Below are 12,717 nucleotides of genomic sequence, written 5' to 3'. Positions count from 1 at the left end.
ACCGCCACGTTAAATAGGAAGATACAAGAAAGGGGAGGCGTGTTGCGGATGAACAGAAGAATCCTAATCGCCGGCACTGGCAGTGGAGTCGGCAAAACCACACTTACGCTGGGCCTTATGGCCGCTTTTCGTCAAAAAGGTTTTGCCGTGCAAGGCTTTAAATGCGGGCCCGATTACATCGATCCCAGCTTTCATACGGCGGTCACGGGGAGGGCTTCGCGGAACCTGGATAGCTGGATGCTCAGCCACGATACGGTCCGAGAGGTGTTCTGCCGAGGCAGTCAAGGCGCGGATATTTCAATTATTGAAGGTGTGATGGGGTTCTTTGACGGCCGCAATCCGCTCTCGAATGAAGGCAGTACAGCCGAAATCGGCATGATCCTGGACACGCCAATTGTGCTCGTCGTCAACTGCCAGAGCATGGCGCGCAGTGCAGCGGCGATTGTAAAAGGCTTTCAAAGTTTTGCGGCAGGCGTTCGCATCGTCGGCGTCATTGCCAATCAAGTCGGCAGCGAAGGTCACTTCCGGCTTGTCCAGGAAGCGATCGAGCAGGAATGCCGCATTCCTGTGCTCGGGTACTTGGAGCGCGAGGCTAAGCTGCACATGCCGGAAAGGCATCTAGGGCTCGTGCCCTCGATTGAACGGGGTGAGTTGGCCCCATTTTTCGATCAGCTTGCGGAGCTTGTCGCTGCCCGGATCGACTTGGACAGGCTCTTCGAGCTGGCGGCTTGCGAGCCGGTTACTTTCGAGCGGAGCCTGTTTCCCGCCGAGGCGCAGCCGAAGACGGTGACGATCGCCATTGCCAAGGACGCGGCTTTTAACTTTTATTACCCGGAAAATCTTGAACTATTGGAAGCGAACGGCGCCCGAATCGCGTATTTCTCGCCATTGGCAGGCGAAGAGGTGCCTGCGGAGGCGGATGGTCTGTACATCGGCGGAGGATTTCCGGAGGAGTTTGCTGAAACCCTCATGCGGAATACACGGGCGAAGGCTTCCATCAGCGCAGCAATCGCAGCAGGCATGCCTACACTCGCTGAGTGCGGCGGTTATATGTACCTCACCGAGAGCATCGAGGATACGCAGGGAAAAAGGTATCCTATGCTCGGTGTGGTGCCGGGGAAAGTCCGCATGCAGACGAAGCTGGCTGCTCTGGGTTATCGGGAAATTACCGGAACGGCGGGAAATTTTCTGTTAGGGCCGCATGATCAGGCAAAAGGCCATGAATTCCATTATTCGGTCTTTGAGCCGAATGGCGGCGAGCCGCTGCCGTTTGCTTACACGACGAAGGGGCGGAAAGGCGCCCAACAAGAAGGTTATCTGCAAGCGAACTTGGTTGCGGGTTATACGCATGTTCATTTTGCCTCGTCGCCTGGCTTGGTGCAGCGTTGGATTCAGGCTTGCGCGGCTTTTCAGCACGATACATACCGATAGAAGGAGTGGTCCTATGTCCAACACAAATCCACGTATCCAAGCTTATCTTCAAAGAATCGGCTTCACCGGCCCCCTCGACGGCAGCGCGAAGACGCTTGCTGATCTGCAAGAGTGCCATTTACATGCGGTGCCCTATGAAAATTTGGACATTTTGAGCGGCATCGCTCTCTCGCTGGACCCGGAGGCTGTGTACGACAAAGTGGTCGAACGGGGGCGCGGCGGCTACTGCTTCGAGCTGAATGCCTTGTTCGGTTGGCTGCTGCGGGAGCTGGGCTACCCGGTCACGGATCTGGTCGCCCGGTTCTGGCGCGATCATGCGCTGGACGCGCCCCCGAAGCGGCGCCACCATGTGCTTCAAGTGGAAGCGGAAGGCGTAACGTACTTGTGCGATGTTGGCGTCGGCGGCATTGTCCCCCGCAAGCCAGTCGCCTGGGTAGAGGGCTTGGAGCAGGTGCAAGGTGACGAGTGCTATAGGCTGAAGCGTGATGCGGGTTACGGTTGGATGCTGAGCGAAAAGAAAGACGATACCTGGAAAGATATTTACTCTTTCACGGAAGAGCCACAGTATCTGGACGATTTCCAGTTTGCCACGTTCTGGTGCGAACAGGCGCCGGCTTCACCGTTCCGACAAGCGCCGATTGTGGCTGTCCGCACCCGAGAGGGGAGAAATACGGTCGCGGGCGGGGAGTTCCGCATTTTCACAGGGGAAGGCGTTACGACGTTCCGTCCGGAATCAGAAGAGGCGTACCTGGCGGCGCTTCACAAACATTTCGGTATTGAGCTTCCGCAGGGCCGTTTGTTGGGTTTTCCATTTTAGCGGGATCCTCTTGACCTCTTTAACCAATAATGTTAATATGAAATTATCAATACGATAGACCGAGGTGCCTGCATGGAATCCAGCGACAATGCATCCAACTATTCCGCCAGCAAATACCGCACGCCAGACGGCGCGCCGAGTGATATTGTCATTTTCAGCATAACGTCAACGGAGAAGAATACACTGAAAAAAGCGCTGCCGATCCGCGAGCTCCAAATTCTCCTCATTCAGCGAAAAGGGTGGCCGTACGCGGGGCAGTGGGCGCTGCCAGGCGGATTCTGCAACGAATCGGAAAGCATGTACGATTGCGCGCTCCGCGAGCTTCAGGAAGAAACGGGCGTTACGGACGTGCACATGGAATATTTCAACGTTTACAGCAAGCCCGGCCGGGACCCGCGGGGATGGATCATTTCGCATGCGTTTTTCGCGTTGGTTCATGAGAAGTGGCTGGCCAATCGCCGCGCGGACGACGATGCCGCCGATGTGCGCTTGTTCCCGGTTGAAGAGGCGCTGCAGATGGATTTGGCGTTCGATCATCGGGAGATCGTGACGGACGCACTGGGCAAAATCCGTGAGAAAATGCTCACGACGACGATCGCGAAGGAATTTCTGCCTGAAGAATTTACGATCAGTGAGCTATATCAGGTGATTCAGACGGTAGTGCCGGAATTTGAAGAGCGGAATTTCATTCGCAAAATCACGTCCACACAAAGCCGCAAAGGCATCATCGAGGAAGTGCTCGATCGCAGCGGCCAGCCGAAGCAGTCGAATCGCTATTCCCAGCGGGCTGCGCAGCTTTACCGGTTTACGGATTTGACGCCTCAGCTGTCGATTTACAGCTAGGCGCTTCTCTTTTGCGGTTTGATATTGTCAATTTAATAATATAGATTATACATTTTTATTCGAAAGAGGAGGAATTTCTATGAAAAATGTTTGGACGCTGCTTGCAGCCCTGAGCCTGACGGTGGCGATCGCAGTCTACACGTCATCGTCTACGCTTGAAATCGTCGCGACCACGACCGGCCTTCTGAGCGTTTGGTTCACCGCACGACAGAACATCTGGGCTTGGCCGATCGGCATTGTGAATGTCATCTGCTTTTTCTTCACGTTCGAGGAAGCCAAACTTTATGCGGATATGACGCTGCAGCTGTTTTTTCTGGTGCTTAGCGTATATGGCTGGATCTATTGGCTGACCAAAAGGGAAGGGGCGCAGGTTCGTCCGACCCGCAGAATCACGCGGCGGCTTGTGTGGACGCTGGCCCTGATTTTGGTCGCTGCAACGTGGGCTTGGGGCTTCATCCTGCATACGTACACAGATGCGTCGATTCCTTACGCCGATGCGCTCATCGCGACGCTCAGCGTGATCGCCCAATTCCTCCTTTCATCTAAGATACTGGAGAACTGGCTGATCTGGATTGCTGTCGACATCCTTTCCATTGGGATGTACATGTACAAAGAACTGTATACCGTCGCATTTTTGTATGTGATTTTTTTACTCATTGCAACAGCCGGCTTTATTTCGTGGAAGCGGGAGCTGCGCCAATCTGAGCAGAGGAGAGACGCTCGATGGAACAACAACGCACAACAGGTCTAACGCTGGGCAAATTTGCGCCTTTTCACCGCGGGCATCAGCTCGTCGTGGAAACGGCATTGCGCGAAAATGACGAAGTCATCGTCGTCATCTACGACTGCCCGGAGACGATCCGGGTTCCTTTGCCGGTGCGAGCGAATTGGATTCGAACGCTGTACCCGCAGGTACAGGTGATCGAAGCGTGGGACGGCCCGACGGAGATCGGCGACACGCCGGAGATCAAGCGCATGCACGAGACGTATATGCTCGGGCTGCTCGGCGGGAAGCGGATCACGAACTTTTACTCGAGCGAGTTCTATGGCGAGCATATGAGCGCGGCTTTGCAGGCGGAGAACCGCCAGGTCGACCCGCAGCGGGCGCAGGTGCCGGTGTCCGCCACCCAGGTACGGCAGGCGCCGTATGACAACCGGCATCTGCTCGACCCGGTCGTGTACCGCGACCTCGCCCTGAAAGTCGTCTTCCTTGGGGCCCCGTCGACAGGCAAAACAACGCTGGCCGCCCACCTTGCTGAGCAGCACGGCACCGTCTGGATGCCCGAATACGGGCGGGAGTATTGGGAGCAGCATCAGATCGAGCGTCGCTTGACGCCGGAGCAGCTCGAAGAGATCGCGGAGGGGCATCTAGCGCGGGAGGATCAGCTCGTGCAAGAGGCGCGCGAGGTGCTGTTCATTGATACCAATGCGATCACGACGTATCGATTTGCACAGTATTACCACGGAGCGGCGACGCCTCGGTTGACGGAGCTGGCGGTGCAGGCGGCCGCCCACTATGATCTCGTATTCGTCTGCGACACGGACATTCCGTACGCGGATACGTGGGATCGCTCGGGCGACGTGCAGCGGAACGTTTTCCAAAAACAAATCTTGGCCGACCTCGCCATACGAAGAATTCCCTATATTTTGCTTAGTGGAACTGTTGAAGAGCGTGCGGCGCAGGTGAATCGAGTGTTGGCGCGCTTTGAGAAGTATCAGAATTTCGGGGAACTGATGGGATACGACGAATAAGGGGATGATTCACCATGTTAACAAACGCAGAATTGCAGGACCGCATCAAAGGCGGTCTCTACGGCGTCGCAATCGGCGATGCACTCGGGGGCACGACCGAGTTTATGGGCGAAGCGGAAGTGGCGGCGGAGTACGGTTATCTGACTGACATCATCGGCGGCGGTGTCTGGGGCCTGAGACCGGGGGAAGTCACGGACGATACGATGATGACGTTGTGCGTGGCGGAGGGACTCCTAGCGAGTCCGGCTGATCCGGTTGCCGCGATCGGGGAGCGGTTTCTTGCGTGGTACGCCTCGCGGCCGAAGGACATCGGCAACATCGTCCGCCGCACGCTCGCCAGTTACCGCGGCGACTGGTTTGCGGCGGCGCTCGCGACGCACGACGCGCTGGGACAAAGCGCAGGCAACGGCACGCTGATGCGCTGCCTGCCGGTGGCGCTGGGCTGCGCCGAGCTGCCGGAGGTCGAGCGGCTGTCGCGCCAGCAATCGGCGATGACGCACTATGATGAGCGCTGCGCGGAAGCCTGCGTCATCTACAACCGCATCGCGCACCGCCTGCTGCGCGGCGAGGGGCTTGCCGCCGCCGTTCGGCAGGAACTTGTCGGCACGGCCTACGCCGACATCGCCGCCGGTGCGCTGCCGGGCTGCGAGCCGACCGGGTACGTCGTGCACACGTTCCGGTGGGTGCTGTATATCGTGCTCGAGGCAGCGGACTTCAGCGATGCCGTGCAGCGCGCAGCGAACCTCGGCGGCGATTCCGATACGATCGGCGCCATCGCGGGCGGGCTGGCAGGCATCGCCTGCGGCTTCGCACAGCTGCCGAAGGCTTATGCCGTTAAGATTTTGATCAGGAGCGAGTTGGATGAAGTCTCGGAGAGACTCTACCATTTGCACTGCTCGCAGTTGTAAGATTCAGTATACGAAAGCAAGGGAATCTACTATAATGGGTACTTAGTATATGAAAATCATCCATTATTTGTAATTGATGAGAGAATAGGAGAGACCCTATGAAGTTGAGATTTCTGTCTGTCGTACTGCTTAGCTTTTTTGCTGTTTCCGGTGTCTTGCCCACGCCGTCCTATGCGGCAGCGCCGCAAGGAAAAATCGAGGATCCTGTGCTGGATAAGGCAATCCGTGCCCAACTCAAGCTGGACGATAGCGCCATCCTGGATGAGAAGTATTTGAAGGAGTTGACTTCGCTTTATGTCCATGGCGACGCCAAGATCAAAAGCTTGGCAGGCCTGAACCTCGCTTATAATCTTGAGGGGCTGTATTTGCCAAACCAAGAGATTGCCGACCTGAGCCCGCTTAGCGGACTGTACAGATTAAAGATGCTTGCGATCAATGATAACCGAGTTGCCAACGTTTGTGCACTTTCCTCCCTATATGGGCTGGAAAAGCTGATCATCAGCAACAATCAAATTGAAGATTTGAGCTGCTTAACGCATTTAACGGCATTAACTGATTTGTTGGCAGATCACAATAAGATTTCGAACATCGAACCGTTAGCCAAATCTCCTCTAAAATGGTTGAACATCGCTCATAATCCGGTGCAGGATTTATCGCCGATTAGCGGGATAGACACCTTAGCGAATCTATACATAGACCGCGACTCGCTGGGCGATGCTTCCAAACAGCTGCTCGAGCAATTCGAGCGATCCGGCATCGCCATCAATGCGGCTGGAGCATCCAGCATCACCGTCAAAATCAACGAAGACCGCATTCTCTTCGATCATGCGCCTGTCATCGAGAACGGTACCACACTCGTGCAGTTCCGGCCGCTTTTCGAAAAGCTCGGCTTCACGATGGAATGGGACGGCGCGACAAGCACGATCCACGCCAGCAAGCCAGGCGTGAATCTCTCGCTGCAAGTAGGCAGCGCGCAGGCAAGCCTCAACAATAAGCCGAATACCTTGGATGTTGCGCCTAAGAACATCGAAGGCAGCGTGTTCGTGCCGGTTCGTTTTGTCGGGGAAGCTTCTGGATATGAAGTGACTTGGTTGGCCGCCAGCAAAACGATTTATTTGATGCCGGAGCGTGAGGTTGTAGGCGCGGACGGGCGCTCAAAGCTTACCATTGGTGGAAAGTGGTTATCACAGGAACTGCCTTCCAGTACGGATGCGGAAATTTACGTAAAATCCGGCACTAACGGAGTGCTTACTTCGACAAATGTGAAATGGTCGCTTGATGACGTGAAGACTCTCGATGACTTTGATGCGGTTATCCGTCAATCCCTGGATCCCCAGCATATAATCAATATGGAGCCAAGCAAGAAGCTTACGGTCAACGGATTGGAGGCTCGCCAATTTACCTATGCTTACTCTCTTACGAAGGACCTGAAATTTACGTATATACAAACCCTCATCGAAGGGCAATTCAGCTACTTTCGCGTGATTCTAGTCAGTCAGGATGCGATTGATGCCACTGTGAATGACGAGTATGCTGCAATGCTCCAAACCTTTCAAGAGATCAAGCAACCCTATGAGCTCAGCGAAGAAAAATTCGGAGCGATGAAGCCAGCGGAACGTTATATGGATGCAGCGCATTACTACCGCAATATGGGCTTTTTCGAGAAGGATAAAGCGTTGAACGACATCCAGTTTGACACCAAATTTGGCGATGCCTATCGCAGCAGCTATGCGTCCGCAGACTGGAATCCTTTCGATTCCAGCGAGTACTATGACGAGTATGCCGATCTCTACGTGCTTCAAAAAGATGAAGACCGCGTGTGGTACGATAATTCGGAAACCGACGTTTCGAAGGGGAAAGATGCATACAAACAGCTTCTGGAGGCTTTGAGCCGAATATCCCGTGGTTCCTTCAAACCGGCCGATGTTAAGGAAACTTGGGAGAAGGAAGACGGTCCGATTACAATTAGCTTTACCCTTGGCGGACAGAAGAAAGAGCTGCATGCTGACTATGTGTACGGTTATTTCGATCTTGGCATTGTGAAAGAACTGAACGCCATGATCAAGCCTGCCGGCTATGAATTTGCCGTTGTGTCCAACTATGATGACGAGACCTTCGTCATGGTGCTGACCGCTGCAGAAAAGAAGAAGTTGCAAGAAGAACGCTACTTGGACTTTATCACTTACGAATAGGAAAACACTATGTCCCGGGTGGACAGGCAGAGTTTCCTGCGATTATGCAGGAATTTCCCCTAAAAAAGGCGTTTTCCGCAAAATGCCTGCGAAAAAGCAGTTTTTTAGGCCGAGTCCGGGCAATAAGAGGGTTCTCGCCCAAAATACCTGCAGTACCGCAGGCATTTCATCGAATGAGGAGAGGGACGGTGAAAATTCCTGCTTATTTGCAGGTTTGGATACTTAGCCGAATGCCGCCCCGGCCCGCGCATCTCCCGTACTCCGTGTATCTCCCACACATTCTGCATCCCCCACGCCTCCGCACCACAACCTACTTACCTCAAAGTAACTGATTTTCGAGATCGGGATAATCGGGTATACTGGGGGAGACTGGAAGTCATGAACAAGAAGGAGGCCTATTTCCATGGGCACGAACGCAAAAATCGGCGGCGGCGGTTTCCACCATGTCGCGCTGAGAGCAAATGATTTTGAAGCAACAGTGAAGTTCTATACGGAAGGTCTGGGCTTCCAGCAGGTACAAGCTTGGGGCGAAGGCGACAAGCGCATTGTGCTGCTGGATACAGGGGATGGCAATTACCTGGAGGTTTTCGCTGGCGGCAGCGGGGAACCGAAACCGGAAGGATACTACTTCCATGTGGCGTTCCGCACGAACAACGTAGACCAAGCGGTGGAGACTGCGGTTGCAGCAGGTGCTGTCGTAACTGTTGCACCAAAAGATGCCGTGCTGGGCAATACGCCTCCGACACCGGTACGGATCGCTTTCGTTCAAGGCTTGAACGGAGAGATTCTGGAGTTTTTCCAAAGCACGGGAGACAATCAACTTTAACCTTCACACAGCGAAGCTCCAATTCCATCGAGAGGTGGCGGCGGGGCTTCTTTTTATAAACACTTTACAGAAAAAGGGGAATCGTTCCGCTTACGCGAATAGGATAGAGGTAGGCCTCTCAGCATGGTTAGCGACAAGGAGGGATTTTATTGAAGCTTTACGAACGTTCTCTAGGCTTTCAGCTTGTGATGTGCGTCTTGATGGCCTTGTGTGCACTGCTGCAGATCATTAGCAACGTAGCTCAGCATTCCCCTATTGGATTAATTATCTTCTATGTGATTATTTTTGCCGTTTTTCTGGTCTGTGGCGCGGTGCTCACGCTAGATCTCACTCAGAAAGATTCGCGCATCCTATCAGGCGAAGTGATCTTCCTTGAAGAGTATCGCGTCCACATCCGTCAGGAGAACGGCAAACTCAAAAAAATCCGCGTCAAAAAAGCGGAATACCCCAATTTTCATCTTAATCAGCAGGTCAATCTGCACTGGACAAGGTCCTGGAGCATGCTCCTGGCCATCACCGCCAAGGAGGCGCCATGAGCCGTCTGCGCAAAATTTTCACCAACAAAATCGTTCTCACCTTGCTCCTCCTGATCGTCTTCATCTATCTGAACAACACTTCGCTGCTCGCCAAGCCTCGCACGGGGGCGCCGTTTCTGCTCGCACACCGCGGCGAATCTCAGACGTTTCATATGGAGAATCTCAAGAACGACACTTGCACCGCCGAGCGCATCTACCCGCCCGAGCATCCGTATCTGGAGAACACGATTCCTTCCATGGAAGCGGCGATCAAGGACGGAGCCGACATGATCGAGTTCGATGTCCATATTACCAAGGACGAACAATTTGCCGTTTTCCACGATTGGACCTTGGATTGCCGGACGAATGTGAAGGGACAAAGCAAGGACTACACCATGGCTGAGCTGAAAAAAGTCGACATCGGCTACGGCTACACCGCCGACAACGGGCAGACGTACCCTTTTCGTGGGAAAGGTATCGGCCTCATGCCCTCGCTTACCGAGGTGCTGGAGCGCTTCCCGAATCAGGCTTTTCTCATCCATGTGAAAAGCGATGACCCCCGCGAAGGGGAGCTTCTTGCGGACGTGCTGGGCAAGCTGTCTCCCGAGCGGCGCAGCCTGCTGACGCTGTACGGCGGCGACCAGCCGGTCGCCTCTGCCCGAGACAAGCTGCCCGATCTGCGCATCATGTCCATGGCAACGCTCAAAAGCTGCCTCATCCCGTACCTCGCCGTTGGCTGGACAGGCTACACGCCAGCTGCGTGCAAGCACACAGAGATTCACATGCCCGACAAGCTCGCACCTTTTCTCTGGGGCTGGCCTGACAAGTTCCTGAACCGGATGGACCGCGCGGATGCCCGCGTCATTACCGTGCGCGGCAACGGCAGTGAATTCTCGAGCGGCTTCGACCAGCCGGAGGATTTGAAAGATCTACCCCAAGGCTACAACGCCGGCATCTGGACGAACCGCATCGACCGCATTGGCCCGCTCTATAAGAAGAAGCCCTAGCTCCGGTACAAAGAGGACTGAAACGGCGTCAACGCGGCAATGACCGCATCGCGGAACACATCCGTCCGGGTAATCCGGCCGTCCGTGAACAGCCCATAGGCGCCTTCCCGATGATTGCTGCCGCTCGTGCCGCTGAGCTCGTCGATGATCTGGCTCAGCTCGCCGCCGCCTTGGAGCAATCTATCCCCGATGGCAGAGGGAATCGGAAAATACAGCCCCCGGCCAATACTCAGCCGGCTGCCGTCCCATGCGGCGCACACCGAGAACAGGTACCATTGCTTCGCATGGACCGCATCATAGGTGAGGCCGCCTTCCAGGCCAAGCCCGATGGCGGCCTCCGGCACGGCTTGCAGCACATTTTTGGCGCGGTTGATGGCGCCTTGAATCGTTTCGTCTTCGGTCATTGGTTGATCCGAGACACCGGAGGGGACCGCATGACAGGTCGGCTCCACGCCTGCACCCAGTACGACGGCTTCACGTTTGGCTTGATTGAAGGTGCCGAGCGCTATTTTCCACGGTTTTTCTTGCATATGTCTACACTCCTGACAAAAGTTTTTCTATGGTTTCAGTATACGCCTCGCCGCCGATTATTTACAATGATGCGCCATTCTGTCGCGAAACACACTCATAAGCTTCAATAGGCCGAATATACATATACCGAGAACATCAGAAGTTGACAATCAACTCGGAGGTGTTTCGTTATGATTTATTGGGTGTTGGCCGTCATTGTGGTGGTGATTGGCATACTGATTGCGATGAGTGTGAGAAGAAATCGTGCAGCTCCGCCGCCTGCCGTTCAGACCCATAAGGCATGCTCATATTGCAATGAGGAGATCGCGATTGATGCGGAGATTTGCAAATATTGCAGAGGCGTCGTTGTGAACTGACACAGCATATAAAAAGATGGAATAGAGCAGCGAGACGTCGACAACGCGGCGCTTCGCTGTTTTTTTGTTTGCTCAATTGTATTTTTTGAAAAGAATCTTTGACCTGTGTAAGATAGAGATCAGAAGATGATCTTGCGCTGACAAAAAAAGCGAATTCGTCGAACCGATTAATGGGGTGGGGTTCTTTTGGTTTTTGGAGCACGTGTGTGGAAGACGGGGATCGCCGTCGTACTTGCTTTATATATTAGCGCTTGGCTGAATTTCACGCCGCCGGTCATCGCTGCCGTTGCTGCTATCTTTGCCATGCAGCCGTCGATTTACAGATCGTGGCGCTATTTTCTGGAACAGCTCCAAACGAACATTGTCGGCGCGGCTTTCGCGCTTTTGGCGGGGATGTTTTTTTCGCAAAATATTATTGCCATCGGCCTCGTCTGTATCGTCGTTATTCTCCTCAGTATTCGGCTGCGCATGGAAGAGACGATTGGCCTCACACTGGTAACCGTCGTCGCGGTGATGGAGGCGTCCGGGGAGTGGCGCTTCGCTTTGAATCGGCTGTTGCTCAGTATCATCGGCATCGCTTGCGCATTTGTCGTGAATGTAGTTTTCTTTCCGCCAAAGCCCAAAGAGCAATTTGCGTCGCAGATCGGCCGCGTTTTCAGTCAAATGTCGCTGCTGCTACGCACAGTCATTTCCAATGAAATGAAGGAGTCTGTGTCCCGGGACGAGAAAGATAAGCTCCGAGGCGGTCTAAAAGCGCTATCCGATAAGTACAGCTTAATGGAAGAAGAGATCAAAAAGCTCAAAGGCGGCGGCATGAACCGCATTCGCGAGCTCGTCGTCTACAAGCAGAAGCTGCTGACGATGTATAAGGGGTTGGAAGTGCTGGATGCCGTGGACGAGCACTATTTTCAGTCTACCCGGAATGAGGAGACCGATGTATTTTTTGACCACCATCTGGAAAAATTGATGAAGTACCACGAACTCGTCCATCTCAAATTCGACGACAAACTCAAAGCATCCAGTTCCGACGCCGTCGAAATTGAAGCGGACAATGAGCAGTTCATGGCCGAGCTGTTGGAGCGCTACGCGCAAAATCCGAAAGGCATGCTGCGCCTATCTGTCGTCGCCGCGGCGATGTACGATTACGGTCATCAAATCGTTCGGCTCGAGAAGCTGGTAGACCACGACCACAGAGGCGAGGCAGAGGAGAAGGAGCCGCTCGAATTTCTTTTGAAGAGCATCCGGCTAAAATAATTGAAGACCTGAGTTGCATTCTGAAAACGAGTGTGCTATATTATGATCCTTGTCCCAAACGGGCAGGGCAAATGAGTACTAAAGACGTCTGCATGTGTTGCACAGCTTCACGAACGGATTGAAAAAAGTACTTGCAATTGAAAAATCAGTGTGGTATATTATTTCTCGCTGCTTCGGAAACGCGGCAGTGCACGAAAGAAGAAAGACATTGATCTTTGAAAACTGAACAACGAGTGAGTAAGCAAATCGGTTGAGCAATCAACTATAATGAGATTGAAAAATCTC

13 protein-coding genes are annotated in these 12,717 nt (G+C 53.9%); 12 read left to right on the top strand and 1 reads right to left on the bottom strand.

The annotated features are described in order from the left end of the window. The first annotated feature begins 42 nt into the window (after positions 1-42). The 10 genes from ABE504_RS22280 to ABE504_RS22235 all read left to right on the top strand — a co-directional run bounded on the left by ABE504_RS22280 (position 43) and on the right by ABE504_RS22235 (position 10,291). Positions 43-1,431 carry a cobyrinate a,c-diamide synthase gene (locus ABE504_RS22280; protein WP_430092821.1) on the top strand — a complete coding sequence of 463 codons (1,389 nt, stop codon included), beginning with the start codon at positions 43-45 and terminating at the stop codon, positions 1,429-1,431. Positions 1,432-1,444: 13 nt separating this feature from the next. Further along, on the top strand, positions 1,445-2,248 hold the full coding sequence (locus ABE504_RS22275; RefSeq protein ID WP_430092819.1) for an arylamine N-acetyltransferase family protein: 804 nt from the start codon (positions 1,445-1,447) through the stop codon (positions 2,246-2,248). A gap of 72 nt (positions 2,249-2,320) precedes the next feature. Beyond that, entirely contained in the window at positions 2,321-3,091 is a 771-nt protein-coding gene (locus tag ABE504_RS22270) for an NUDIX domain-containing protein (protein ID WP_430092817.1), read from the top strand. A gap of 79 nt (positions 3,092-3,170) precedes the next feature. Further along, positions 3,171-3,842, top strand: a complete 672-nt coding sequence (gene pnuC, locus ABE504_RS22265; protein ID WP_430092815.1) for a nicotinamide riboside transporter PnuC — start codon at positions 3,171-3,173, stop codon at positions 3,840-3,842. Beyond that, positions 3,815-4,843 carry an AAA family ATPase gene (locus tag ABE504_RS22260; protein WP_430092812.1) on the top strand — a complete coding sequence of 343 codons (1,029 nt, stop codon included), beginning with the start codon at positions 3,815-3,817 and terminating at the stop codon, positions 4,841-4,843. The genes pnuC and ABE504_RS22260 overlap by 28 nt, the downstream gene beginning before the upstream one ends. Before the next feature lie 14 nt (positions 4,844-4,857). Then, positions 4,858-5,751 (top strand): ADP-ribosylglycohydrolase family protein, encoded by an 894-nt coding sequence (locus ABE504_RS22255; protein ID WP_430092810.1) that lies wholly within the window; start codon positions 4,858-4,860, stop codon positions 5,749-5,751. A gap of 98 nt (positions 5,752-5,849) precedes the next feature. Then, positions 5,850-7,943, top strand: coding sequence for a stalk domain-containing protein (locus tag ABE504_RS22250; RefSeq protein ID WP_430092808.1), 2,094 nt, complete (start codon positions 5,850-5,852; stop codon positions 7,941-7,943). Positions 7,944-8,346: 403 nt separating this feature from the next. Then, entirely contained in the window at positions 8,347-8,769 is a 423-nt protein-coding gene (locus ABE504_RS22245; protein ID WP_430092806.1) for a VOC family protein, read from the top strand. A 149-nt stretch (positions 8,770-8,918) separates the two neighbouring features. Continuing rightward, entirely contained in the window at positions 8,919-9,305 is a 387-nt protein-coding gene (locus ABE504_RS22240) for a hypothetical protein (RefSeq protein ID WP_430092804.1), read from the top strand. Beyond that, positions 9,302-10,291: a glycerophosphodiester phosphodiesterase family protein gene (locus ABE504_RS22235; RefSeq protein ID WP_430092803.1), complete on the top strand. Its 990-nt coding sequence runs from the start codon at positions 9,302-9,304 to the stop codon at positions 10,289-10,291. Before ABE504_RS22240 ends, ABE504_RS22235 begins: the two co-directional genes overlap by 4 nt. Here the strand turns inward: ABE504_RS22235 and ABE504_RS22230 are convergent. Further along, the gene (locus ABE504_RS22230; RefSeq protein ID WP_430092801.1) at positions 10,288-10,821 is read right to left on the bottom strand and encodes a DUF84 family protein; all 534 of its coding nucleotides are present in this window, start codon (positions 10,819-10,821) and stop codon (positions 10,288-10,290) included. The two genes, ABE504_RS22235 and ABE504_RS22230, sit on opposite strands and share 4 nt — an antisense overlap. 171 nt (positions 10,822-10,992) lie before the next feature. On the opposite strand from ABE504_RS22230, the gene ABE504_RS22225 reads away from it, so the two are divergent. Beyond that, complete coding sequence (locus ABE504_RS22225; RefSeq protein WP_430092800.1) at positions 10,993-11,178, top strand: hypothetical protein; 186 nt, start codon at positions 10,993-10,995, stop codon at positions 11,176-11,178. 186 nt (positions 11,179-11,364) lie between these two features. Next, positions 11,365-12,432 carry an FUSC family protein gene (locus ABE504_RS22220; protein WP_430092798.1) on the top strand — a complete coding sequence of 356 codons (1,068 nt, stop codon included), beginning with the start codon at positions 11,365-11,367 and terminating at the stop codon, positions 12,430-12,432. The last annotated feature ends 285 nt before the right edge of the window (positions 12,433-12,717 follow it).

The organism is Paenibacillus oryzisoli (genome assembly GCF_050467285.1).
Lineage (GTDB): Bacteria > Bacillota > Bacilli > Paenibacillales > NBRC-103111 > Paenibacillus_E > Paenibacillus_E oryzisoli_A.
This window is presented reverse-complemented; position numbering and strand designations above follow the sequence as displayed.